Raw genomic sequence first — 26,352 nt, 5'->3', positions numbered from 1 at the left:
AAACAAAACGATGGGTTTCCGCTTCGCTACTACCCATCCTACGGCGCTTAACCAATGTGACTTCGATACCAAATTAGTGTTATCCAAGCTTATCGACTCCGAAATCGCGATCTGGGGATCGCTCCCACAAAGACCTCCACTCCCCCCCTTTCACCTTTCACCTTTCACCTTTCACCTTTCACCTTTCACCTTTATATACTCCCCTTTCGCCTCGCGGCTCGAACCGACGATAATACGCTTCAAACCGTTCTGTGACTCTTCCAACAAACCGCAAACCTCGATTTCTTCTCCGACTTGCGCTTGACCGGTATAAGTCGCGGTAAAAACCGCAATCTCATCGATATTAGGATCATTGCATTTAAGCAGCGCCGGATAATCGAAAGCCCGGCTATCGTCGGTCACAATGCAACGCAATAAGATTTCGCCGCATTTACGGTAAGTCTCGGTAGCGACCGACTCCGGATCGATGAAATTCAAATCGAATTTACGATCATTGACCAAAGCCTTATTGAATTTGCGCTGTTCATGCCAAACATAATCGTCGAAATCGATATGACAATCCCGGCGACGGAAACTCTCTTGCCAATGCCTCAGGTCGAGCTCATGCAGCAAGCCGGCTTGAATCAACTCACGGTTAATCGCTCTGGCCTGATGAAACAAATCCCGGTCATAAAAAACCAAATCGATATCGGATGACTTGCCTTGAGCGCCTATCAACAAAGAACCGGTTACACCCATTTGCTTAACATCCAGCCCGTGGCTCTGATACAGATTCGATAATCGAAGCAAATCTTGTTCGACCGGGTCGAGCCATGCCGCCGATAATAGCCCGCTCAAGCGTTGTCGTGGCTGATAATGCTTAATTACTCGCTCTTCAGGAACGGCATGAACACGGACATCCCGCATCGGGCAATAATACAGATATTCAGGATAATCTCGGCTCAATAAGTCGTCCGCTTGCCGAGTAGATTGCTTTTGCCAGCCGTCTGTGGTTCGCCGATAACGTAAAAAACACAACACCCTGCCCTGCTCGATACCGTGCTCCACTACGGCAAAAACCAGCCCTTCAGCAGTCTCAATGAAATCTTTCGCTAAATACATAATAATTACTAAATTCCGATAAAAACATTCGTTTAAATCGTTTTATTCGACACATCCTGGCCTACTAAATGCTCAAGCGCTCTCGAGCCGGTTTCGGCCTTTTTCCTTGGCCCGATAGAGCGCGTCGTCGGATGCTTTCATCAATTCATCGATGTTTTTAAACTGACCGTTGTAGGTTGCAAGACCCAAACTCAGCGAAACATAACTATCGGCTTTCGACCCTTCATGAGGAATTTGCCGAGCGGACACGGCCGACCTAATTTTTTCGGCTAAATCCCTGCCTACCTGCCAGTCCGTATTCGGCATGATCACAGCAAATTCCTCGCCGCCGTAACGGCAGGCCAAATCGGTCGCGCGCTGAGGCACCGAAGCGATCGCCTCGGCGACTTTTTTCAAGCAGTCATCGCCCGCCATATGCCCATACCGATCGTTATAAACTTTAAAATAATCGATATCGCACATCAACAACGAAAGCGGTTGCTTGTCTCGCCTGGCATGATTAAATTCTCTTAACAAGGTAGTATCGAAATTGCGTCGATTCGCGATACCGGTCAGTTGGTCGTGTAGCGATGCAAAACTGAGCGCTTCATTGGCATGTATCAAATCCCGTTGGACGGCATGCAGTTTTCGCCGCATTTCATAAATGCGTTCCATTGCAACGATTTGCATTTCCAAACGTTTCGGGCTAATCGGCTTGGCCAGATACGCATCGCCGCCCGCTCTGATACATGCGGCATAGGAGTCGTCATCGGTTTTGATCGTTAAAAAAATAATCGGAAACCAATCGTCGCCTTTCAAGGACCGGATCGCTTGTGTCGTCTCGAACCCGTTCAAACCGGGCATTTCAATATCCATCATGACCAAATCGACATCGTTCGATCGAATAAATTCAAGCCCCTCCGCTCCGTTTTCGGCATGAATCACATGATGTCCAAGCTCCTTGACACACTCCGCAACCAGCATTCGAATGGCTTTACTATCGTCTATTACCAATATTTTCATAAGAATTTCTTTACTATAAACCCGATTTCCAATACTAAGGATTTCGTGAAAAATAACTTCCTGGAGCTATGAGTTTTGTAGCGCCCTTTAAAATAGACTATGTTCGCGTTCATAGTTGAAATTAATACTACACCAATCTAGCAAATTGAAGACTGTAGGTACGCGCAGCGTACCCTACAATTCACATTGAATTGTAATTATTCACCCCCCTATCGTTCCCACGCTCCGGCGTGGGAATGAAGACCGAGACGCTCTAGCGTCTCGTACCGCTGGAGCGGTACTCAGGCGTTCCCACGCAGAGCGCTCATCGTTATACATAAGTCAAAAATTACCCTTTTGTAATCTTAACCAATGAGACCTCGATACCATTATATTGTCACTTAACACTCTCGGATCTTCCTCATCTAACGCTAGGTGATCCGCGTAGGGTACGCTGTGCGTACCATGGTAACCCCGCGATGTTCATGTGCCAACCGAACCCCCAGGGCACGGCTTTGGTACGCGCAGCGTACCCTACAATTTATGTATAACGATGAGCGCAGAGCGTGGGAACGATAATTTCCGGGGGACTGAATAGTTATGTACTTCCGGTATTGGTAGGTGTTTCCAACTATTACTGCATACATAGCCTTAAAATATCACTGATCCGATATCCGGAATAAATGATGTTTGCGGCCTCAAATCTAAAATATACCTTTCGCACTTCAAATTCCGGCAGCGCCTGAGGAGGCGCCTGGGTGTCCGGTCGATTTTCACTCCTGCAAAATCGACATTCACGCCATCCATGGCGCTCATAAAGGCTTTGCCAGCATGGAGCTAGCTAGAGCCTTGTATGATTAATTTAAATGAATTTTAGCCAGGAAATACTTTAAGCTTTACCGAGTTCATTGGGAGGCCGCTTGAGCCTGAGGACTGGATTAAACCAAAGCCTGTCATGGAGATTGGCCCCCGCCCTATTCACCTATACCGCGGAGTATCTGAGGCTTAGAGCCTGCATTCACAAGGATGGTAGGTGCATACGCAGGGTCGGGAACCAATGACTAGTTTACTTTCCTTATCACAGAATAACAATTAAACATGGCAGATCAACAAATTAACAGCGCTTCACTTGACACACAAACCCGTATCTTCGCTGGCGTCGATGTAGGATCTAAAGAACTGGTTTTGGTGGTGCGCAAAAATGGCAAACCTTTCAATCCGCAGAAGTTCTCCAATACCCCAGCTGATCATGCCCGGATGGCCAAGAAACTGAACAAATTGTCCGGCATTATCGTGTGTATGGAAGCCACCGGCAGTTATCATTTCGATTTAGCCGTTGCGCTCCATGATGCCGGCGTCAAGGTAATGGTCATCAATCCCAAGGTCTCTCATAACTTTGCTAAAGTGTTGATGAACAATAGTAAAACAGATGATGTGGACGCGAATACTCTGGCGGTGTATGCCGAAAGGATGGATTTTGCGCCTTGGTCCCGTCCTTCGAATGAAAAGATCGCTTTACGTTGTTTCTCACGCCGTATTAATGCACTAACCGATCAAAAAACAGCAGCAAAGAATCAATTGCATGCCTTAAGCGCAACAGTTGAAACACCCAAAGCCGTGCTAAAAGATGCACAAGCAGCCATCGATCAATTAGATAAGCGTATCGATCAGTTAACGGCTGGCGCCTTGGCATTGATCGAAAAACATCCGGAACTCAGTCGAGCATTAGTTTTGTTCACGAGCATTAAGGGTATTGCCAATACCAGTGCGATTGCCCTCATGGGAGAACTACTGATTTTGCCTGCGGATATGTCGCACCGTGAGTGGGTCAAGTTTGCGGGGCTCGATCCAAGAGCTTTTGATTCCGGCACGAGTGTCCACAAAAAAACGCGTATATCCAAGGCCGGTAACAGCCAGATTCGCGCCGCCCTGTATATGCCTGTCTGGAGCGCTGTGCAGCATGATCGCCATATTAAGGCGTATTACCAACATCTCCTGGATATGGGTAAATTACCGTTGCAAGCCTGTTGTGCGGTCATGCGTAAATTGTTACATGCGATTCACGGCATGCTCAAGCATGATAAACCATTCGATAACACGCGTTTTTATGCAATTCCGTCAATCGCTGAATAGCAGAAAAATGCCTATTTTTAACTTGATTTTAAACAGAGTATCTACATGGACGTATTCACCCAGCACCTAAATAAGCCATGATTTTGAATCATTGCCAAAGACCTATGGAATTTAGGTGCTGGGTTCACGGCGTCCTTTAGCGGACACCCAGGCGCCGAATTTTGATCTACGACGGCTATAACGTCTCTTTACACAGCCAAAAATTAGCCAATCAGGGCTTAATACTAGCATTCCTTAAAATAAATATGGGAATTTACCAACAACATCTCATTGGTTTTATTAATACCCCAAAATAATGAGCTAGGGAATTATTTTTATTAATCGTCCACTTTCGAGTTGATTCGTTATAATACCTTGCTAAAAAAACAATTACCGCGACAAGCGGAAAATAAGCTGGGGGATGCATGAGTGATAGCAACAACGAACTTCATAAAATTCTAATTGTCGGCGGCGGTGCGGCCGGACTGGAGTTGGCAACGACACTGGGTAATAAACTAGGCAAAGCGGGGTTGGCTGAAATTAACCTCATCGATGCCTCCTCGACTCATATTTGGAAACCCTTATTGCATGAGGTCGCGGCAGGTACCTTAGATGAAACCGAGCAAGTCGACTATCTGGCGCAGGCCTATCGCAGTCATTTCCGTTTCCGCCTCGGCAAAATGGCCGGTCTAAACCGGATTAAAAAAGAAGTCTATCTAAGCCCGACTTACAGCGATAGCGGCGAAGAACTGATACCCGAACGCTCATTCAAATACGACACATTGGTCATGGCTGTCGGTAGCGTCAGCAACACTTTCAATATCAAAGGCGTGGCCGAACACTGCATGTTTCTCGATACCACCTCGCAGGCTTTCAAGTTTCAAAAACAATTGGTCGAAACCTATATCAAACGCCATGTCAGTAAAGGCGGCAACAAGGACAAACCGTTATCGATCGCGATCGTCGGCGCCGGTGCAACCGGCGTCGAATTATCAGCCGAACTGCACGAAGTGACGCATCTTTTGAACGTCTACGGACTCGACCAAGCCGGCGATGTAAAAATCACGATTATCGAAGCGGCCACGCAATTATTGCCCGCTCTCCCGACTAAGCTGGCACACGCGACGCAACAACAATTGGTCAAGCTCAATATCGACCTAAAGCTTGGACGTCGCGTAACCGAAGTGTCGAAAGTCGGCATCACGACCCATGACGGCGAATTCATTCCAGCCGACCTCAAAGTCTGGGCGGCGGGTATTAAAGCTCCGGACTGGCTGCAACAAATCGACGGATTGGAAACGAACCGAATTAATCAGTTAGTCGTCGATGACACTTTACAAACAGCCGACCCTACCATTTTCGCGATTGGCGATTGCGCAGCCTGTTCGTGGCCGGGGCATGAACAAAACGTTCCTCCGCGCGCTCAGGCCGCTCATCAACAAGCCTCGACCGTGGCCAAATCCATCGTCAATCGCTTGCAAGGCAAAGACCCCGTCAAATTTGTATATCACGACTACGGTTCGCTAGTCTCGTTGGGCAAATATTCCACCGTCGGCAATTTGATGGGCAACTTAATGGGCTCGGTCACGATCGGCGGCTTTATCGCCCGCATTGTTTATCTGTCGCTTTATAAAATGCATCAGGTCGCGATACACGGTTATTTTAGAACCGCGATGTTGACACTTTCCAATTTATTCCGACGCAGTGCCCATGCCAAAATCAAAATGCACTAAGAACCAGACTCAATCAGCTTCTTTTTTACAAACCACATACCTTTAATAATTATCATGTTTGAAATTGAATACATTTTTCGTGAAGAGGATTTAATCCATTTCAACGAAGTCCAACTGCAACAAAACGACGAAGTCCTGAATAATATCCGTAAAAACCGGCTAGTTTTCCCCGGTGCGCTAGTGATTATCGGTATTTTTTATTATTTGTACTATGGCGATATGATGACGGCGGCCTATATTTCCAGCATTGCCATCCTTTGGGCGCTGCTCTCGCCGAAAATCATGATGCTCGACATGCGTCGCCAAATCATGAAAAACTATACCGAAAAAGAAAAAGCCGATATGTTCGGCCGATATACGCTCAAGATAGAACCCGATCATTTGCTCGAAATATCGCCGAGCGGCAAACACAAAATGCCGTGGAACGAATTGATCCGAGTCGAACAAGAAGGCGATCATTATGTCTATATTTTTATTAGTCTCAATACGGCTTTGGTCATTCCTGCAAAAACCGTTAAAAAAGGCAAACTGAAAGAATTTGCTGAACAAGTGCAGAGTATGATCGATCGAAAAGGCTAAACCCAAGCATGTTGAACTTTAAAAACGTATCCTTGAGACGCGGCCCTAACGTTCTGTTCAGCCAAGCGTCTTTTACGATTCATCAAGGCCAAAAAGTCGGCCTGACCGGTGCGAACGGCGCGGGAAAATCCAGCCTTTTCGCACTACTGAGGGGCGAGTTGCACACCGATGAAGGCGACTTTTCGATGCCGCCGGGCCTCGAAGTCGCCCATGTCGCACAAGAAACGCCGGCAGTCGCCTGCTCTGCGATCGATTACGTGATCGATGGGGATCAAGAGTTAAGACGACTGCAAAAACAGTTAAGCGCAGCCGAACAAACCGGCGACGGGCTAAAACTGGCAGAATTACATGCGGCCTTGGATATCATCGGCGGTTATACCGCCGAAGCCCGCGCTGCCCGTTTGATGAACGGATTAGGGTTTCGCCCCGATCAAGAACAAAACCCGGTAGGTTCGTTTTCGGGCGGTTGGCGCATGCGCTTGAATCTGGCGCAAGCCTTAATGTGCCGTTCGGATCTTTTACTACTCGACGAACCGACCAATCATCTCGATCTGGATGCGGTCATTTGGCTGCAGGATTGGCTTTGCAAATATCCCGGCACCCTATTGTTGATCTCGCACGATCGCGACTTCCTCGATGCCATCGCTAGCCATATCGCGCATATCGAACAACAAAAAATCGAGCTCTATACCGGCAATTATTCGGCTTTCGAAAAAATGCGCGCGGAAAAACTCGCACAGCAACAATCCGCATTCGAAAAACAGCAACGCGAAATCGCTCATATTCAAAGTTTTGTAGACCGGTTCAAAGCCAAGGCCACCAAAGCCAAACAAGCGCAAAGCCGAATTAAGTCGCTTGAACGCATGGAATTGATCGCTCAAGCGCACGTCGATTCGCCCTTTAATTTCAGTTTCCGTAAACCGCAAAAAATGCCTAACCCGCTGCTCAAATTGCAAGAGGCCGGCATCGGTTACGGAACGACAATAGTGATCGACGGTGCGGAATTGACGCTTGCTCCCGGCGATCGAATCGGCTTATTAGGCCCCAACGGCGCAGGCAAATCTAGCTTAATCAAAGTATTAGCTGGAGAAATGCAGCCTTTGGCCGGCGAAATACTGATCGCCGACGCACTGAACATCGGCTATTTCGCCCAGCATCAACTCGAGCAATTGCGAATCGATGAAAGTCCGCTGCAGCATCTGCAAAGACTCGATAAACAAGCGACCGAAAAGGATTTACGCAATTATCTCGGCGGTTTCGATTTTAGGGGCGACAAAGTTCTGGAACCGGTCGGTCCCTTTTCCGGAGGCGAAAAAGCACGCTTGGTTTTAGCGATTTTGGTGTATCAAAACCCGAACTTATTGCTGCTGGACGAACCGACCAACCATCTCGACTTGGAAATGCGCCACGCTTTGAGCGTCGCGCTGCAAGATTATGAAGGCGCCATGCTGATCGTCTCGCACGACCGTCATTTACTGCGCTCGGTCACCGACCAACTCCTTTTAGTCGCGGACGGCAAGGTTAGGCCTTTCGACGGCGATCTGGACGATTACCGCTCCTGGCTGACCGAACAAACTAAAAACGAAGAACCGCCTGAGGACGTCCCCAATCAATCGCTTTCGCGAAAAGATCAGCGCAAGCTCGACGCCGAACGCCGGCAAAAAAACAAGCCGCTGCTCGACGCACTGAAAAAAGCCGAACTCGCTGTAGAAAATCTACATCGGGAACAATATGAATTGGAACAGCAATTAGCCGATCCGGCTGTTTATCAAAACCAGGAAAAAGAGCGTTTGAAACAACTACTGGCGCGCAAAACCCGGATCGATAAGGACCTTGAAGAAGCCGAAGCGGAATGGCTCGAGGCCGAAACCAAACTCGAAGAAGCCGGCTAGCTTATGTACGAATGGGTCATGCTATTTTTCGATCTTTGCCGATTTCGGAAAGGCCCGCAAGACCTTCCTTATTCGCAGGCTTTGCTGCTGAGTTCTATTATGGCCTATGCCATTCTGGGCTTTTTGATGCTATATATCGATAGCGGTTGGTTTAACGCAATTATACAGATATCGGTCGGCGCCTTATTATTGCTGGCCTTTGCCAAGATCATATTGCTCATTTCACGAAAACCCGGCCGTTTTTTGCAGACATCGTGCGCACTATTTGGAACCGATGCCTTGATCAATTTCTTCGCGCTCCCGATTATTGCCGGCATGACGACCGGCCGAGTCTCGCTTTTGGCCTTCGCGGCACTAGTCGCGTTAATGATCTGGCATTGGCTAATTACCGGACACATAGTCAGCCATGCCTTGTCCGAATCCTTTAGCTTTGGACTGGGTATCGCATTCTTGTATATCATGGCTTCTTATTGGCTCATGGCTCAGCTGTTTTCCTAACCTGGCGCTTCTAATGGAAATTTTATGAAAAATTATACCCATATCTTGCTCGCGGTTGACTTTTCCGATCATACCGATGCCATTGCCGAACGTGCACGCGACTTGGCCGATAAATACCAAGCTAAAATAAGCCTGCTGCATGTCGTCGATAACCTTCCGATTATCGACACCGTGAACGGTCCGATTATTCCTTATGAAATAGACCTAACCGAACAATTAATGGAGTCGGCCAGATTGCGACTGGAAAAACTGGCGGAACGATTCAATATCCCCGAAAACAATCGCTTTCTCGAATTAGGCAGCCCGAAAATCGAGATCGTCAGAATCGCCGAGGAAAACGCGGTCGACTTGATCGTCGTCGGCTCTCACGGCCGGCACGGACTCGCATTGCTGCTAGGATCCACGGCCAACGGCGTATTACATCATGCCAAATGCGATGTCCTTGCGGTACGCATCAAAGACGAATAACCTCCCTTGAACCTTGAACCTTGAACCTTGAACCTTGAACCTTGAACCTTGAACCTTGAACCTTGAACCTTGAACCTTGAACCTTGAACCTTGAACCTCATTTTACAAACATGATCGGACATATAGAAAGTTTTGACCTCGGCAGACAAACCGGCGTAATAAAAAGCGGCGACTCTTTTTACGAGTTTCATCTCGACAGTTGGCAATCACCCGACTTACCGGAGCCGGGCGACGATATCAACTTCGAATTGGAAGAAGGCGAAGCCAAATCGGTTGTGCTAATCGGATCCTATCTCAATCCGCACAAACCGGTAAAGTCTCGACTGCTGGCAACAATACTTGCGTTGCTTTTGGGCGGCGTTGGCGCACATCGTTTTTACCTTGGCTATTATTGGATCGGTCTTGCTCAAATCGCGGTAACTGTTTTGACCATCGGTTTCGGCGTGGTATGGGGCTTTATCGAGTTTGCCTTGTTACTCAGCAAAAATTTCGATATAGACGCCAAAGGCAGACCGTTGAAATAAACGATCATTGAAATCGCTTAGCCCCGTTTAACCTGCGAAATGTATATATCGAATGACAGACCCCAAACCGCTTTACCTGATTCACTCCGATGAGTTGGATAAAAAGAATTTGGCTCTAGTCAAGCAACATCCGCTAATTGTTGAGAACGACATCTCAATTCGCACGATTAAGATGTCGAACCTTAGCGGACTGCATGTCAACGGCAATCTAAATCATGCCTTGGTTTGGGTTAAACATACCGAATTTCAAGCCGTACTTACTGCTGCATTCAATAAAACCATCGCACTAAGTTTTCTGCCGTATCCCAACGAATTACGACCCGTATTTTTCGATCATCTCGGTCTGCCCAATAAGCTTGACGACTGCTTGGCCTTAGTATTAGAAACAGAAATAGTTCCGGTCGATTTGATCCGCTGCAACGGAGAATTCATTAGCCGCGGCATCGGCCTGTTGAATCAAACAGCACTAGCCGAATTGATCGAGGCCGGCAATACGCGAAATCTCTTCAAGAAAACAAAGTTTTATTGTCAGCGTTTGATTCATGCCTTCAACTTACAACCGATTGCCATCGAAATAGAAACCGCGAAAGGAAAATCAGTCAAAACGGCGATCATCGGCTTGTATCTATTGGATCTTGCAAAACGAAATCCATTCGCCAAACTTTTCGGCGAATCGGCATCGCTTAAAGATGGCCGATTGTCGTTCGTGTTCTTTGCACCGCAATCGATTTTAAGCTACATACAATCGACATCGATAACTATTCCGCAGGCTTCGGCACAACTACCGAGACAACTAGGATTCGTTCGAAGCGTTTCTTTGCGCATAACTGCAAAACAGGACATTGACTTTTGGATAGAACACAAACCGGTCTCGACTCGCGAGCTATTGTTAGAAACGGTTCCTGCAGCCCTTAAAATCACCGTCGGCGACAGTTTTCGATCGCTCAACTCGCAATCCGGCGACAAAGAAAATTTCAATGTCGAAAACCTGCCGCAAGGGGAAGCGCGGCTGAAATATTTCAGTAAAACCTTGCCGTTTTTTCCCCATGCGCTCGAATCCGACTTTAAAGACTTGTTCCTAGCACTCAAGGAAAACGCCAGGACGACGAGTACCTATGTCTTATTAATGGTACTCAGTTCCATGCTGGCCACGTTGGGTTTATTCCTGAGTAGTCCATCCGTCGTTATCGGCGCAATGGTTTTGGCACCCTTGATGGCACCGATTATTTCTTTGTCGATGGGCTTGCTTCGCTCCGAAAAATTCTTGACTCGAGAATCAATCGTTTCGCTGCTGATCGGCATTGGCATCGCGCTTGCGATTTCATCGGCAATGGCGGCATTACTGCCTTTCAAAGATGCCACGCCGGAAATCGAAGCCCGTTTGCATCCTTCGACGTTGGATTTATTGGTCGCGGTTTTTTCCGGTATCGCCGGCGCGATGGCCCAAGCCCGCGAAAGCATAGCCAAAAGTTTGCCGGGCGTTGCCATCGCAGTCGCCTTGGTGCCTCCCCTCTGCGTTGCAGGTATCGGCATCGGTTGGCTTGAATCCGATATTTTTTTTGGCGCCATGCTCTTATTCTTGACTAACTTAATCGGAATTACGATGGCCGCCCTCATCTCATTTATGGTTATCGGGTTCGCGCCTTTTACTCGGGCCAGAAAAGGAATTTTGCTATCGAGCCTATTGTTGGCATTGATTTCCGTGCCTTTGTTCTATTCTTTCCAAACCATGGAGCATATCGCCGATATCAAAACGCAACTGGCCGGTAAAACCTATCAAATCAATGGACACCGGCTTGAACTTCGGAATATCAAGGTCAATACGCTACGACCGCTCAATCTAAATGCCGATCTACTCATCAATACCATACCGGACGAATCGGTATTTACTCGGCTCGAGGACGATTTACATACGGAACTCGGTAGGCCTGCCCGCTTCAATTTTGCTTTGCATTTTGTTAGGGAAACCGTTGCCGTCGATGAAAATGAACAATAAGCCGCGCTCCGCAGCTACGTCATAGACGACGCACTAAAATCTACTCCGCAATGCACCAGACCGGTTCACAAAGACACAAAACAACCCTTACCCAACAAGAGCTAATATTTACTATTTATAATATCAATAGCTTATATTTTTAATAGAACTTGGCACGATTTCCGCTTATCTTCATTCGAGTTTCTTAAAGCAAAGGCGCTTTAACCCCACTAGGGATTAAAGCGCCTTTTTTTTGCCTTGTGTTTTTGTAATTATTCAGCATAAGTCATGTATGAGAAGGTGTCAGGCACTGATTTATAAGGCTGTCTGCAACAGGACGTTGCAGTCAGAGCTTACAGGGATGTATTCACGCGTCCTTAGAAATCAATGCCTGACACCAACCTACCGCATGCGCTGAATAGTTACGTATTTTTTAACTTGATCAGAGGAATGCCATGTCTTATTTAGTCCCTTCGGAATTTGTCACAAAAATGGTCGATGCCGGTGAATCCAAAGTCTATATGTCAACACGAGATACGCTGATCAGAGCCTATATGGCCGGTGCGATCCTTGCATTAGCCGCCGTATTTGCAGTCAGTATCACTGTCGAAACCGGTTCTCCGATCTTCGGCGCGATTATGTTTCCGGTCGGTTTTTGCATGTTGTACTTGCTGGGCTTCGATCTATTGACCGGTGTTTTTGTTCTGGTGCCGTTGGCATGGATCGATAAACGCCCGGGAGTGACAATAGGCGGTATTTTCAGGAACTGGGGATTGGTCTTCGTCGGCAATTTCCTCGGTGCTTTGACCGTGGCGTTGTTGATGTCGATAGTTTTCACCTACGGCTTTTCGGTCGAACCGAATGCCGTCGGAAAAAAACTCGCCGGCGTCGGCGAGGCCCGTACGTTGGGATATGCCCAATATGGTGTCGCCGGCTGGTTTACGATCTTTACTAGAGGCATGCTATGCAATTGGATGGTGTCTACCGGCGTGGTCGGAGCAATGATATCGACCACGGTCAGCGGTAAAGTAATCGCGATGTGGATGCCGATCATGCTGTTCTTCGGCATGGCCTTCGAACATTCCGTAGTGAACATGTTTCTGTTTCCCGCCGGCTTGATCATGGGCGGTAATTTCTCGATCATGGACTATTTCATCTGGAACGAAATACCCACGGTTCTGGGCAACCTAGTCGGCGGACTCGCATTTACCGGCATGACGCTGTACAGCACTCACATAAGAACCGCACCGAAGCGTGCTCTGTAACTCGCCCCCTTAACAGAGTCTCAAACTTAGCTTAAGGTTGAGACTCTTCATTAAACGAAAACCCATGTCCGGTACACTAAAAATATCCGTAGGGCAGTATTCCGATAAAGGCCGAAAGGAAATCAATCAGGATTTTCATGGCGTCTATATGCCGAAAGAACCGCAATTGAGTTCAAAAGGTGTTGCCATTGCGATGGCCGACGGAATCAGCAGCAGCACTGTCAGCCATATTGCCAGTGAAGCTGCGGTCACCGGATTCCTAGAAGATTATTTTTGCACCTCGGAAGCTTGGTCGGTCAAAAAATCGGCGCAACGGGTCTTGCTTGCAACCAACTCCTGGCTGCATGCTCAAACCCAACAAAGCCAATATCGTTACGATAAAGACAGAGGCTATGTTTGTACCTTTAGCGCCTTGATTTTCAAGTCGAATACCGCGCATATTTTTCATGTCGGCGATACGCGGATTTATCGATTACAGGACAATCATCTGGAGCAATTAACTAACGATCATCGACTTTGGGTTTCCCAAGACAAAAGCTACCTGAGTCGTGCATTGGGTATCGATCATCACCTTGAAATCGATTACCAAGCGCTACCGATCGAAATGGGCGATCGCTTCTTGTTGATGACCGATGGCGTTTATGAATTTGTTAATCATGTTTTCATCATTAATGCGATCAAGAAGCATGGCGATGATTTAGCTACTGTCGCAACAATGATCGTCAACGAAGCTTACCGGCAAGGGAGTTCGGATAACTTGACGATACAGATTGTCGCTGTCGAGGAATTGCCGAATCAAAATGCGGATGAGATTTATCGGCAAATAACAGAGCTTCCGTTTCCGCCGACATTGACCGCCAGGATGATTTTCGACGGTTATCAAATCATGAGAGAGCTGCATAACAGCAACCGGAGCCATGTCTATTTGGCAATGGATACCGAAACAAATACACCGGTCGTCATTAAAACGCCTTCAATCGATCTTCGAAACGATCCCGCTTACCTTGAGAATTTTCTCATGGAAGACTGGATAGCGCGCCGCATCGATAGTCCCCATGTCTTAAAACCCTGCGAACAAACCCGAAAACGCAATTATCTCTACATTGTCACCGAATTCATCGATGGCCTAACCTTGAAACAGTGGATGATCGATAACCCGAAACCCGATCTGGAAACCGTACGCGGCATCATTGACCAAATTGCCAAAGGCTTACGCGCGTTTCACCGACTTGAAATGGTCCATCAGGACTTGAGACCGGAAAATATCATGATCGATAGCTCCGGCACGGTAAAGATCATCGACTTCGGCTCGACTCGAGTTGCAGGACTGACGGAAATGAACAGCCCCATCGAACGGCACCCATTACTCGGCACCGCTCCGTATAGCGCCCCCGAATATTTTTTAGGCGAAAATGGAACGCCCCGCTCGGACTTATTTTCGTTAGGCGTCATAACCTATCAAATGCTGACCGGTAATCTGCCTTATGGTACTCAAGTGGCCAAATGTAAGACGAAAGCGGCTCAAAATCGATTGAACTATTACTCCATCCTGAACAATGAGCGGGCAATTCCGGCCTGGATCGATGATACCATCAAGAAAGCCGTCCACCCGAATCCCTACAAGCGATATGAAGCATTATCCGAATTTGTTCACGACCTGCGTTATCCGAATCAAACTTTTTTAAATAAAACGCATCCGCCGCTCATAGAGCGCGACCCTGTAACCTTCTGGAAAAGCATTTCTCTCATATTGACGATTATCGTCGTCACGTTATTAATCCAACTCAGGAACGAGCGTGAAATAACTTCTTCAAATGTCGAAAAGGGGTTCGGTGGCTCGATTGACAGGTGTCGGCGGCAGGGATAGCCGCCGCCAAGCCTACAAGGATGTATTTACGGCGTCCTGTTAAGCGAGCCATCGAACCTCATCAGTACTTACTATTTCGGGAAGTTATTTTGCGCATATTACTAAGCAAAAGAGGTATTTAATATGAAAACGACTCCATCATCTTGCAAAGCCGACTCCTTGCTCACCAAAGAGCAAATGACCGATCGGATCATCACGGCAAAAGTACAAAAGCAACTCACCTGGACAGCCATTGCCGAACAAATCGGCGTCGATGAAGTTTGGCTGACATCGGCTTGCCTTGGCATGAACAGCATGAAACCGGAACTGGCAGAAAAGCTATGCACCGTTCTGGAACTACCCAACGAAGTACAAGTCGCCTTGGCAATGTTCCCTTACAAACAATGGGCTTTCGACGTACCTCAAGATCCGCTCATTTACCGGCTTTATGAAGTCGTCGGCGTTTACGGCGAAACCTTGAAAGAAATCATTCACGAAAAATTCGGCGACGGCATCATGAGCGCGATCGATTTCAGCATGACGGTCGGCAAAGAAGAAAACCCGGCGGGCGATCGCGTTATTATCACGATGAACGGCAAGTTTTTGCCTTATAAGTCTTGGTAAGCTAGGTAGATTTGCTTTATAACCCAACTCTATTCAAACCGTAATGTTGCAGCATGTATACCTTTCGCACTTCAAATTTCGGCAGTGCCTTAGGAGGCGCCGGGGTGCTCGGCAAAGGCTTTGCCAGCATGGAGCTGGCATAGAGCCTACATGGACGTATTCACCCAGCACCTAAATTCCATAGCCCATTGGCTATGGTTAACTATCTTGGATAATTCATCCAGCACCTAAATAAGCCATGATTTTGAATCATTGCCAAAGACCTATGGAATTTAGGTGCTGGATTTAGGTGCTGGGTTCACGGCGTCCTTTGACGGACACCCCGGCGCCGAATTTTGATCTCCGATGAGTATAACCCGTATGCAGCATAGTGGAATACGGGAATGACATGGCTTCGACCGTCCCGGATTGGGCTACGCTCCATCCGGGCTACACTGCTAAGGGTAAACCTTCATTTCGGCAGATCGATTAGCCCCTCGGCGAACATCACCGCCTCGCCGCCGACGCGCAGAGGCAATAATTCCTCGCCTTTGTTATCCATTTCGATGCGAATAACACTGCGTCGCGAACGTTCGTCGCCACGTTCCACAGCAAAACTGTGCGTGCCCTTACGCGTATGTTCGAACGAACACAAATACGAACAAAAAGCCGGCACCGCATTGCCGACCGGCGGATCTTCGGTTAAAGCAAGGCGTGGCCCAAGAAGCCGCAAATTGAAATCGGCATCGGGGAACGGCGTTTTCGGCGCAAATAGCAAAATCTCTTGCGCCGCGGTTTGCGGCGCGGCGGATTGGCTCCAGGCGGGGTAATTGAAAAGCGCTTTTCGTACCGACTCGTATTTCCAAACCGGCACGATCAAATAGGGATAACCGCAGGAAACCAGTCTTGGCGAATACTTTTTGTGATCGAGTTCCGATTGCTCCAACCCCAGAAATGCGGCTAACTCTTCATCGCCCGGTGCAAACCGGTCGACAATGGCGCTGACTTTTCGGGTAAATTGCACAAAACCGGGCTTACCGCCGACACTCGTAATGTTCGCCTCGACAGGCCCCGCATTTTGTTCGAACACGACCCGGGTAATCGGCTCGTTTAATTCGATATCGCCGCAACTGGCCAAGACAAAAGCCGCGGCAATGACCGGATGACCGCCTAAATGAATCTCCGCCAGCGGCGAAAATATGCGCATTCTTCGTACATTGCCGCCGTTGATCTTATGAAAAATGAAGACGGTTTCGGACAAATTCAGTTCCTTGGCTATCAAGGCCATTTTTTCGGCATTGAGTCCGTCCGCTTTCGGAAAAACGGCAATCTGCGCGCCATTGAAAACCCGATTCGTGAAAACGTCGGCAATATAATAGTGATATTTCATAAATCTCCCTAAACGTTAACGGCAACCCGCCGGTTTTCGATACGAACACCATAGGTTTCGATTTTCACAGTCTCGTCCTCGAAGCAAACGCCCGTCTCCAAATTGAAATGCTGCTTATAAAGCGGCGATGCCACCATCGGCTGACCTCCGATATCGCCGATCATGCCGCGCGATAATACATTGACTTTGCCGAAAGGGTCGAAATTATCGACCGCGTAAACCGCCTGTTCCTTCGGCATATAAAACAAAGCAATTTGCCTGCCATCCGCCCAGACGCAAACACCGGAATCCGGCTGCAAATCTTCGACCGAGCAGACATCGATCCATTCGCTCATGCTCATGCCTCCTCCAATATCTTGAAATGCTTCCTGGCCTTCAATGCCTCCCGCTCTTGTTCATCGGCAGGGCGAACTTGGCCGCGCTCCTCGACGAACACGATGTTGTCGTCGGGTCGGTCGCTGTTGACGAAATGCCGAAAACGCTTCAATTTGCTCTCGTCCTCGATCGTGGTTTTCCATTCGCATTGATAGGTGTCGATGACATGGCGCATTTGTTTTTCCAGTGCCTCGCCTATGCTGAGACTATCCTCGATCACGACCGAACGCAAATAATCCAAGCCGCCTTCCATGTTTTCCATCCACACCGACGTCCGCTGCATCCGGTCGGCCGTACGCACATAAAAAATCAGCACGCGGTCGATATATTTGATCAGTGTTTCCTTGTCGAGTTGGGTCGCGAACAAATCGCCGTGCCGGGGCTTCATGCCGCCGTTGCCGCAGACATACAGATTCCAACCGCCCTCGGTCGCGATCACGCCGATGTCCTTGCTCTGCGCCTCGGCGCATTCGCGGGTGCAGCCGGACACGGCGAATTTGATTTTGTGCGGCGCCCTAAGGCCTTTATAACGGTTTTCCAGCTCGATCGCGAGACCGACGCTGTCGTCGACGCCGAAACGGCACCAAGTACTGCCGACGCAGGACTTGACAGTTCTGAGCGATTTGCCGTAAGCATGACCGCTTTCGAAACCGGCATCTATCAATTCCCGCCAGATCGACGGCAATTGCTCGACCCGGGCGCCGAATAGATCGACCCGCTGACCGCCGGTAATTTTCGTATACAAACCGTATTTTTTAGCGACCTGCCCCAGCACGATCAATTTGTCAGGCTGTATTTCGCCGCCGGTCACGCGCGGCACTACCGAATAGGTGCCGTCTTTTTGCATGTTCGCGAGAAAAATATCGTTGGTATCCTGCAAACCGATATGCTCTTTCTTGAGAATATAGTCATTCCAATAAGAAGCCAGAATCGAGCCGACCGCTTGTTTGCAAACTTCGCAGCCGCGGCCGCGCCCATGTTTTTCGATCAATTCGTCGAAGGTCTTGATTTCCTCGACCATGATCAAATGATACAACTCCTGCCGGGTATGCGGAAAATGCTCACAAATATCGGTACTGACCTCGATGCCGAGTTTGGCCAATTCGCATTCCATGACCGATTTCATCAGCGGTACGCAACCGCCGCAACCGGTTCCGGCCTTGGTTTCCGACTTGAGCGCGGATACCGTATTGCAACCGGCTTCGATCGCCGAACAAAGCGTTGCCTTGTCGACGTCATGACAGGAACAAATTTGCGCCGACATCGGCAGTGCATCGGGCCCGAGGCCGACCGACTCGTCGGAACGGTGCGGCAAAATCAACGAATCGGGATTTTCCGGCAGTTCGATGCCGTTCAAGCAATATTGCAGCAAAGTTCCGTAACCCGAAGCATCGCCGACGAGCACCGCGCCCAACAGCCTTTTTTTATCGGCACTGACCACGAGTCGCTTGTAGACTTCGCTATCGCCGTTTTGATAAGTGTAGACCAATGCGCCCGGCGTCTGCGCATGCGCGTCGCCGATGCTCGCGACATCGACGCCCATCAGCTTCAGCTTGGTGCTCATGTCGGCGCCGGTAAAATAATTGTCGCCGCCTTCGAGCACCGAGACGACGGTGCGCGCCATCGCGTATCCCGGCGCGACCAGGCCGAATATTCGGTTATTCCACAAGGCGCATTCGCCGATCGCGAAAATATCCGGATCGGAGGTCCGGCATTGATTGTCGATCACGATGCCGCCGCGCGGGCCGACCTCCAATTCGCAGTCCCGGGCGATATCGTCGCGCGGACGAATACCGGCCGAAAACAAAATCAAGTCGGTTTCGAGCGCATCGCCGCCGGCGAAATTCATTTTATGCAAGCAACTCTCGCCGTCGTCGATCAGGGTGGTGTTCTTATTTAAATGCACGGTCACGCCGAGCGCTTCGATCTTGCGCTTCAACAACGCGCCGCCGCCGTCGTCCAATTGCACCGCCATCAGGCGCGGCGCGAATTCGACGACATGCGTGGTCAAGCCTAAGTCTTTCAAGGCTTTGGCGGCTTCCAGTCCGAGCAGGCCGCCGCCGACCACGACGCCGACCTTGGATTGTTCGGCCGCAGTTTCAATCGCTTCCAAATCCTCTATGGTTCGGTAAACCAGGCAACGATCGCGTTCGTGCCCCGGTACCGGAGGCACGAACGGGTATGACCCGGTCGCCAACACGATTTTGTCGTAAGCGATCCGGACGCCATTTTCCGACAGCACTGTTTTAGCGCTACGGTCTATCGATTTTGCTCTGTCGCCTAAGTGCACGGTGATGCCGTGTTGTTCGAAAAACCCTTCCTCGACCATCGATAGATCCTGTGCGGTCTTGCCGGAAAAAAACGCCGACAGATGAACCCGGTCGTAAGCCGGCCTGGGCTCTTCGCAAAACACGACGATCTCAAAATGTTCCTTCGCGCCACTACTCGCCAGTCCGGCCAAAAAGTTTTGGCCGACCATACCGTTACCAATCACGACTAATGTTTGTTTCTTGCTCATCGGCAACCTCGGTTTTCTGTATCTAAATTTTAGGCAAAAAAAAGGCGTCCAGTCGATGTGACGAATCACTCGAACAGGACGCCAATGCCCCAACAAAATCGGTACTCCGTTAGGAGTCTTGCTAATGATAAAGCAATATGAATGCCATGTTTTCAAGCAACTTTCGCGAAGCCTTGATTTAACTGGTTTTAACAAACCATTAATTAGTCAATTCGAATTCGATAATCATTAAGTTACCGCTTTCATCGCACACATTCGGTGAATAGCGTTAACTTTCCGCACCAATATAAAGCAATATATTTATCCGCAACCGGATGAACAAGCGTGCGACACCAAAACATAAATCGGCATATTAATTGCTAGATTCATTAAATTGAGCACTATTCACCTCTCGGTCACCGTAACTCTCATGAAGGCCCGACCATCGCCCCGGCAAATGAAAGTTCTCTGTGTGGGGAGGGCGCGGTCACTCGCCCGACAGGACGCCGTGAACCCAGCACCTAAATCCAGCACCTAAATTCCATAGGTCTTTGGCAATGATTCAAAATCATGGCTTATTTAGGTGCTGGATGAATTATCCAAGATAGTCAACCATAGCTAACGAGCTATGGAATTTAGGTGCTGGGTGAATACGTCCGTGTAGGCTCGACGGCGGCGACTGATTGCCATGGATGGCATGAATGCAGATTTTGCAGGAGCAAAAATCTGCCCTGCCGCCGACGCCTGTCGATCGAGCAACCGCACCCTCTCCGGAACCGGTATTTTCTCTGCCGAGCTTCTTATATCGAAAAATTAGATAATGACTCCAAATCTACGAACTTTCACAGTAAAACCAGCTAATGTCCATACTACAACTCAAGTTACTCGGCTTTTCCGGAAAAATCAAAATACTGCATTTGACCTGGACGGCTTTTTTCATCAGCTTTGTCGTCTGGTTCAATCACGCCCCTCTGATGCTGATGATCATGGATTCTGTGAATCTCACCGAATCCGAAGTCAACATTCTGCTGTTATTAAATTTTGCGCTGCCCATTCCTGCTCGCATCATCATCGGCATGGTCGTAGACCGCTTCGGCGCAAGAATCAGTTACAGCACTCTACTGGCACTGAGTAGCCTACCTTGCTTCGCCTTTGCGATGGCTGAATCGTTTCAACAATTAGCTTGGGCGCGCTTCTGTTTGGGGTTTATCGGCGCGGGCTTCGTGATCGGCATTCGCATCATCGGCGATTGGTTTCCGGCTCGGCAAGTCGGCGTTGCCGAAGGCATCTACGGGGGCTGGGGCAATTTCGGTTCAGCCGCCGCGACCATCCTGCTACCGGGACTGGCATTATATTTCGGCGCCGAAAACGGCTGGCGTTATGCGATTGCGGTAACCGGTATTTTGTCGCTAGCATATGCGCTCATCTATTACCGGAATGTCGAGGATACGCCGCCCGACGTGCCCTATTTGAAACCTAGACGTTCGGGCGCAATGGAGGTTACTTCGATAAAAGATCTATTCCTTTACATCTGCACGACCGTACCGCTTTATACCGCAATGTCTCTGCTCACTTGGCAGCTATCGACACCGGAAGCCGATTTACTTAGCACACCCTGGGTCATTGCGATTAACATCATTATTTGGGCCCTTTTCTTTTTTCAAGCTTGTCAAATCGTCGACATCAATGCGGAACGGCTCAGTCGTCCGATCGACAGCATTCACCATTATCCATTCAAACAAATCACTATCCTTAGCGTCGCCTATTTGATGACGTTCGGCTCCAAATTAGCCGTGGTATCGATGCTGCCGATGTTTTTCTTTACGATTTACCGCGAAACCCAAGCTGTCTCGATGATCGATGCAGGCCTGATGGCATCGAGCTTCATTGTCATGAATCTTATCGCCCGCCCGGCCGGCGGCTGGCTTAGCGACAGAATCGGCCGCAAGCTCTCGCTGACGATGTTTCTAGCCGGCACTTCGCTCGGTTATTACTTGATGTCCTTTATTGCCGGCGATTGGCCCATTTTGATGACTATTTCAATGACGGTGTTGTGTTCGATATTTCTTCAGGCCGCCGAAGGTGCGGTATTTGCCATCGCACCTTTGATCAAAAGACCCATGACCGGCCAGATCGCCGGCATCGTCGGCGCTTACGGCAATGCCGGAGCCATCTTTTTTTTAGCGCTAATGGGCCATGTCGCACCATCTACGTTTTTCATCATTCTGGCAGTTTGCGCACTGGCATCGGCAATCTTGGCGCGCCGCCTCGAAGAGCCTAAAGAGTTCATTACCGAAATCATGCCTGACGGCACTTTAGTGAAAATCGAACTGGATTGACATGCAAGCTCTGAAAGTCTTAATCGCCGATGAAATTCAAGGCGAAAAACTACTCGAGAAAACCCTGAAAAAGCATGGTTTCGAAACCGCTTGTCTTCCGTTCGATACTATCGATTTAAATTCGTTGGTATTAAATTTATTGCCGGACATCGTGGTGTTGAATGTTTATACCCCGACACCGAAGATACTCGATGCCATATTGACGATCAATCAAAGCCATTCGGCGCCGGTGATCCTGTTTGCCGAGGATCAAGATAGCGACACGATCGATAAAGTCATCAAGGCCGGCGTCAGCGCTTATATCGTCGACGGGCTCGATCCCAAACGCATCAAAACCATCATCGATATTGCGGTGGCTCGATTCAAAGAGCAAAACGCCATCAAGGAAGAATTGAAAAAAACCAAATCGCAACTGGAAGAAAGAAAAGCGGTCGACCGAGCAAAAGGGATTCTAATGAAATCGCAAGGCTTCGACGAAGCTCAGGCTTATCATGCGCTGCGAAAACTGGCGATGGACCGGAATATTTCGATCGGCGAAATGGCTAAAAACGTCATTTCTATGGCGGATTTATTGAAGTAACGATCACGCTTTCTATCGTTTCGATTTACGGGTAGACTGTCTTTCTCTTATCAATCACGAACGAGAAAGCCGATGAAAAACTCTGTTGATGCTCGCCTCATTGCCGCTTTTTTCCTGATGATATTCGGAACGAGCGCCTTAGCGGAATCTCGAATTGCCGTTTTGGTTTTCGAACTAAAAGACCTCACATTGGCTCCCGGCATCCCCGAGGAACAGGAGCGCACCGCTTCGATCAAGCCTCAACTTGAAGCCGAATTAACCACATTAGGGAATGACATAGTCGAAACCGACTTCGCATCCCAACAACAGGCCGATGCCGGAACCGGATATCTATTCGATCACCATGATGTGGCCGCGAAACTTGGCAAGCAATTCGGCGCCGACTACATTCTAGTCGGTAGACTTCATAAACCGAGTTTCTTGTTTGCTTATATCATGGGACATTTGATACGAGTCGAAGACGGCAAACTGATTGCCGATTACACTTTCGAAGCCAAAGGACCCAATCGATTCCAAACCAATAAAACAGTAAAAACCCTGGCTAAAGCGATCGACAAAGATTTAAAGCGCCTGTCTCAATCCCACTAAAAAACCAGGTTGAGTACGCCCCGCGCACTAATGCTGGCGCGGGGCGGGTTATTAACCCGCCCCAAACGTTTTTCCTGATTAGCAAGATGCTTCAGCTTGCTGAAGACAATTGTCCGAGCAGTGGTCAGTCGTAGCCACTTCTGCGGGACGGGTTATTTAACCCGTCCCCAACGTTTCGGTTTGCCCTAAACATTTCGGCTAACTTCGGCCAAAGTCAAAACGTTAGGACGGGGTTGCAAACCCCGTCCTGCTGGGAAAAACCAGGTTGAGTACGCCCCGCGCACTAATGCTGGCGCGGGGCGGGTTATTCAACCCGCCCCAAACGTTTTTTGTTTGCTTTGAGCATAGTCGAAACTTTCCGGACGGGGTTATACCTTTCGCACTTCAAATTTCGGCAGTGCCGGAGGAGGCCTCGGGGTGCTCGGTAAAGGCTTTGCCAGCATGGAGCTGGCATAGAGCCTACATGGACGTATTCACGGCGTCCTTTGACGGGCGCCCCGAGGCCGAATTTTCATCTACGATGAGTATACAAACCCCTTCCGGCAAAGGTAAAGAGCGACTATTCAGTCGCTAACACTTCGATTTTAGTTTGATTGTAAGTGACTTTATTATCCTTAATCTCTATAGCCTTCTGTTGAATCAACTCATCGAATAAATCCCCCTCATTAACCACATTATTCTTAAATTTACTGCGAATACTGTTGAGCAGGGTTTCTTTTTTGACCGGCCGGCTTCGACTGTGCTTGATCAAATGCGCGCAAAACTCTTGTACCAAGACTTCAGGGCTTTTCGGTGCGAAGCCCGGCATATTTTCGAGTTTGACACCGATACGTTGCGCGCTCCGGTTCTGGCTGATTAACAGGCTAACCGCATGATCGAGGTCGTTGTCGTCGGAAACGACATCGAAATGGGTATTTTCGGGGAGCTGGGCCATCATTGCGCCGGCCCAAAAGGTGATGCCGAAATCGGCGGAATTCTTGCCGCCGTTCGGCATTTTAATGATTTTAAGACGATTTTGATTGACCGTTGCGGTCAGCGGCACGATCCAATCGAGCGGAACGCGCGCGCCGCACTGCGCATAGCAAATCACGACGTGGGTATAGGCGGCTAAATCTTCCATCAACTGATAAACTTGTTTCGGACAATTTTCGAGGTCGATCAACAAGACGCGGGCCGCGTAATCCGCATCTTCGTCATCCTTGACCGCCTCCTTGTCCGAAATGCTCTCGTTCATGTCTGCCGGCCTCTTCAGTTCATCGTTTTACATCGTCATAGCCTGACCAACACTTCACCGCGCCCCATTTCAGCCATGTCGCCGCCGTAACGCCGGACACGATTAAAGACCGCCGCAGGGTCTGCAAATTTCGAATCAAACGATCTGAACGACGCGAACAGCATCGGCAAAAACGCCAACGTATGCGAGCCGCAATCGTTGAAGGTCGCCGGCAGTTCGGGCTTATTCCAGAGCAATAAGGTACCTCGGCGCATTGCAAAACCGGTATAGCGTCCGGTTTTTCCCATTACCGCGATCGTGCCGGCCGTCATTCTCGACCCGCAATAATCGCCGGCATTGCCTTCGATCAAAATGACGCCGCGGCGCATGTGATCGCCGACCCGCTCGCCGGCGTTGCCTTTAACCAAAACGGTGCCGCCTTTCATGCCCATTTTGTTACCGGGCAAGGCCGCCCCGAGAAAATCGCCGGTGTTTCCGTTGATCTGAACGAAACCTTTTTTCATTTCGCAAGCCGCAAATAATCCTGCGTTGCCGTTGACGGTAATCGTACCGGACTTCATGCCCAGGCCGAGATAAGCACCGACATCGCCTTCGACACGGATCTGTCCTTCCGTTAATTCTTTGCCGATAAAATCGAGCTTGGCATAACTGTTCTTGATGACAATCTGTTGTGTATCGTAACCGGCAATCGTGAATAGTTCGTCGACGCGAATTTTGCGCTTGCCGCTATCGAGCTCGAGCGCTGCAATCTCGGTCGGCGATAACCCCGCCAGTTTTTGACAAACCAGGGGCGACAAATCGACGCGCTGAGCCGGTCGCTGTTTCAGCGTGAAGGTTAACGCAGTCATGCCATGATCTCCTGTAAATGAAAATGGAAGGGGCCGAGTTTACCGCCGTAATTGCCGGCACTGATGCGTTTGATGCCGTTCGCGGCACCCAAGTCGCAGACCGCCTGAATGCCGACGCGCATCGCCTTGTCGATGTCTTCCTTGGTTAGACCGTCGATCACGATTTCCATCACCGATTCGATTTCAGGCGACAAATCGGTTTTGGTGATGCCTTTCAGTGTCGGGCAAAAAGCATCGTTGGTCGATGCGCCGAGCGCCTTATATTTCGAACCGACTTTCGATCCGGAGCGAACGACGCCGCCCGGAAACGGCATGATCACGTTCGGAATCTTGCGCATTTCCTCGATCGCGGCCTCGCAGGCCGCCAACGCTTGCGGCTGCGATTCGGCCAATACCAAGAAATTACCTCCACCGACCGCATCGACCTGCCCTGTCGTCGCCTCGGTCAGAAACTCGCCGTCCATGACCGGCACGCGCCAATAGCGTTTACCGCCGATGACTTTGGAAATCTGGAAACCGTCGCCGAAATAGCGCAGGTTTTTACCCAGCGGAATCGGTTTGTCGCTTTCAATGCCGGCGAACAATGCCGAAGTCGGCGAAGTCAGCACGCATTGCCCGGCGCGCGTTTCCAATTGTTTCGCAAGGCCCTTGCCGCCCATCGCGAAGATCATCACAGAGACGCCAGGGCGTCCGTCGGGTGTTTCTGAAGGATCGAGCACACGCTCAATGCCGGCCTCGCAGCCGCAAGCGATGACCGAAGTCGCGAAACCGGTCATCGCCTGTGCCGAGATCATCGCCCATTTTTCGTTTTGCGCGGTGATGATCGCGCGCGTCGCCTTCATCGGAAAGGCTTCGGCAAAGGTTTTGTCTATCGTTACGCCGTTAATAATCATCATGGGTACACATGGTTAAATATTTGAAAGT

22 protein-coding genes are annotated in these 26,352 nt (G+C 49.2%); 14 read left to right on the top strand and 8 right to left on the bottom strand.

The window, feature by feature from the left end; genetic code table 11:
• Positions 1–171: 171 nt before the first annotated feature.
• The gene (locus tag MEALZ_RS06290) at positions 172–1,101 is read right to left on the bottom strand and encodes a hypothetical protein (protein WP_014147776.1); all 930 of its coding nucleotides are present in this window, start codon (positions 1,099–1,101) and stop codon (positions 172–174) included.
• A 72-nt stretch (positions 1,102–1,173) separates the two neighbouring features.
• Positions 1,174–2,103, bottom strand: a complete 930-nt coding sequence (locus MEALZ_RS06285) for a diguanylate cyclase (protein WP_014147775.1) — start codon at positions 2,101–2,103, stop codon at positions 1,174–1,176.
• 1,077 nt (positions 2,104–3,180) lie between these two features.
• Here MEALZ_RS06285 and MEALZ_RS06280 point away from each other — a divergent pair.
• From MEALZ_RS06280 to cynS, 11 genes are all read left to right on the top strand, one after another.
• A complete protein-coding gene (locus MEALZ_RS06280) occupies positions 3,181–4,215 on the top strand; it encodes an IS110 family RNA-guided transposase (protein ID WP_014146682.1) in 1,035 nt (344 codons plus the stop codon).
• A gap of 404 nt (positions 4,216–4,619) precedes the next feature.
• Positions 4,620–5,927 (top strand): NAD(P)/FAD-dependent oxidoreductase, encoded by a 1,308-nt coding sequence (locus MEALZ_RS06275; RefSeq protein WP_014147774.1) that lies wholly within the window; start codon positions 4,620–4,622, stop codon positions 5,925–5,927.
• A gap of 54 nt (positions 5,928–5,981) precedes the next feature.
• Positions 5,982–6,506 carry a YcxB family protein gene (locus MEALZ_RS06270; protein ID WP_014147773.1) on the top strand — a complete coding sequence of 175 codons (525 nt, stop codon included), beginning with the start codon at positions 5,982–5,984 and terminating at the stop codon, positions 6,504–6,506.
• An 8-nt stretch (positions 6,507–6,514) separates the two neighbouring features.
• A complete protein-coding gene (locus MEALZ_RS06265) occupies positions 6,515–8,398 on the top strand; it encodes an ATP-binding cassette domain-containing protein (protein WP_014147772.1) in 1,884 nt (627 codons plus the stop codon).
• Between the two features lie 3 nt (positions 8,399–8,401).
• Positions 8,402–8,896: a hypothetical protein gene (locus MEALZ_RS06260; protein WP_014147771.1), complete on the top strand. Its 495-nt coding sequence runs from the start codon at positions 8,402–8,404 to the stop codon at positions 8,894–8,896.
• A 24-nt stretch (positions 8,897–8,920) separates the two neighbouring features.
• Positions 8,921–9,364, top strand: a complete 444-nt coding sequence (locus MEALZ_RS06255; RefSeq protein ID WP_014147770.1) for a universal stress protein — start codon at positions 8,921–8,923, stop codon at positions 9,362–9,364.
• A gap of 110 nt (positions 9,365–9,474) precedes the next feature.
• Entirely contained in the window at positions 9,475–9,888 is a 414-nt protein-coding gene (locus tag MEALZ_RS06250) for a TM2 domain-containing protein (protein WP_014147769.1), read from the top strand.
• Positions 9,889–9,940: 52 nt separating this feature from the next.
• Positions 9,941–11,884, top strand: a complete 1,944-nt coding sequence (locus tag MEALZ_RS06245; protein ID WP_014147768.1) for a TIGR00341 family protein — start codon at positions 9,941–9,943, stop codon at positions 11,882–11,884.
• A 434-nt stretch (positions 11,885–12,318) separates the two neighbouring features.
• Positions 12,319–13,128 (top strand): formate/nitrite transporter family protein, encoded by an 810-nt coding sequence (locus tag MEALZ_RS06240; RefSeq protein WP_014147767.1) that lies wholly within the window; start codon positions 12,319–12,321, stop codon positions 13,126–13,128.
• Positions 13,129–13,192: 64 nt separating this feature from the next.
• Complete coding sequence (locus tag MEALZ_RS06235) at positions 13,193–14,995, top strand: bifunctional protein-serine/threonine kinase/phosphatase (protein ID WP_014147766.1); 1,803 nt, start codon at positions 13,193–13,195, stop codon at positions 14,993–14,995.
• A gap of 123 nt (positions 14,996–15,118) precedes the next feature.
• Positions 15,119–15,598, top strand: a complete 480-nt coding sequence (gene cynS / locus MEALZ_RS06230; protein WP_014147765.1) for a cyanase — start codon at positions 15,119–15,121, stop codon at positions 15,596–15,598.
• 451 nt (positions 15,599–16,049) lie between these two features.
• Here the strand turns inward: cynS and MEALZ_RS06225 are convergent, their stop codons facing one another.
• The 3 genes from MEALZ_RS06225 to nirB are packed head-to-tail and all read right to left on the bottom strand — an operon-like array spanning position 16,050 to position 19,860.
• The gene (locus MEALZ_RS06225; RefSeq protein WP_014147764.1) at positions 16,050–16,967 is read right to left on the bottom strand and encodes a PhzF family phenazine biosynthesis protein; all 918 of its coding nucleotides are present in this window, start codon (positions 16,965–16,967) and stop codon (positions 16,050–16,052) included.
• A gap of 8 nt (positions 16,968–16,975) precedes the next feature.
• Complete coding sequence (gene nirD, locus MEALZ_RS06220) at positions 16,976–17,302, bottom strand: nitrite reductase small subunit NirD (RefSeq protein ID WP_046061025.1); 327 nt, start codon at positions 17,300–17,302, stop codon at positions 16,976–16,978.
• Between the two features lie 2 nt (positions 17,303–17,304).
• Positions 17,305–19,860 (bottom strand): nitrite reductase large subunit NirB, encoded by a 2,556-nt coding sequence (gene nirB / locus MEALZ_RS06215; RefSeq protein WP_014147762.1) that lies wholly within the window; start codon positions 19,858–19,860, stop codon positions 17,305–17,307.
• 839 nt (positions 19,861–20,699) lie between these two features.
• On the opposite strand from nirB, the gene MEALZ_RS06210 reads away from it, so the two are divergent.
• The 3 genes from MEALZ_RS06210 to MEALZ_RS06200 all read left to right on the top strand — a co-directional run bounded on the left by MEALZ_RS06210 (position 20,700) and on the right by MEALZ_RS06200 (position 23,346).
• Positions 20,700–22,178, top strand: coding sequence for an MFS transporter (locus tag MEALZ_RS06210; protein ID WP_014147761.1), 1,479 nt, complete (start codon positions 20,700–20,702; stop codon positions 22,176–22,178).
• A 1-nt stretch (position 22,179) separates the two neighbouring features.
• Positions 22,180–22,758, top strand: coding sequence for an ANTAR domain-containing response regulator (locus MEALZ_RS06205; RefSeq protein WP_014147760.1), 579 nt, complete (start codon positions 22,180–22,182; stop codon positions 22,756–22,758).
• A 72-nt stretch (positions 22,759–22,830) separates the two neighbouring features.
• Positions 22,831–23,346 (top strand): DUF2380 domain-containing protein, encoded by a 516-nt coding sequence (locus MEALZ_RS06200; protein ID WP_014147759.1) that lies wholly within the window; start codon positions 22,831–22,833, stop codon positions 23,344–23,346.
• Positions 23,347–23,905: 559 nt separating this feature from the next.
• Here MEALZ_RS06200 and MEALZ_RS06195 read toward each other — a convergent pair.
• The 3 genes from MEALZ_RS06195 to fhcD are packed head-to-tail and all read right to left on the bottom strand — an operon-like array spanning position 23,906 to position 26,321.
• Entirely contained in the window at positions 23,906–24,580 is a 675-nt protein-coding gene (locus tag MEALZ_RS06195; protein WP_014147758.1) for a PIN domain-containing protein, read from the bottom strand.
• Positions 24,581–24,615: 35 nt separating this feature from the next.
• Positions 24,616–25,428, bottom strand: a complete 813-nt coding sequence (locus tag MEALZ_RS06190) for a formylmethanofuran dehydrogenase subunit C (RefSeq protein WP_014147757.1) — start codon at positions 25,426–25,428, stop codon at positions 24,616–24,618.
• Positions 25,425–26,321, bottom strand: a complete 897-nt coding sequence (fhcD, locus tag MEALZ_RS06185; protein ID WP_046061407.1) for a formylmethanofuran--tetrahydromethanopterin N-formyltransferase — start codon at positions 26,319–26,321, stop codon at positions 25,425–25,427. Before fhcD ends, MEALZ_RS06190 begins: the two co-directional genes overlap by 4 nt.
• Positions 26,322–26,352 lie beyond the last annotated feature (31 nt).

It is taken from the genome of Methylotuvimicrobium alcaliphilum 20Z, from assembly GCF_000968535.2.
Classification (GTDB): domain Bacteria; phylum Pseudomonadota; class Gammaproteobacteria; order Methylococcales; family Methylomonadaceae; genus Methylotuvimicrobium; species Methylotuvimicrobium alcaliphilum.
This window is presented reverse-complemented; position numbering and strand designations above follow the sequence as displayed.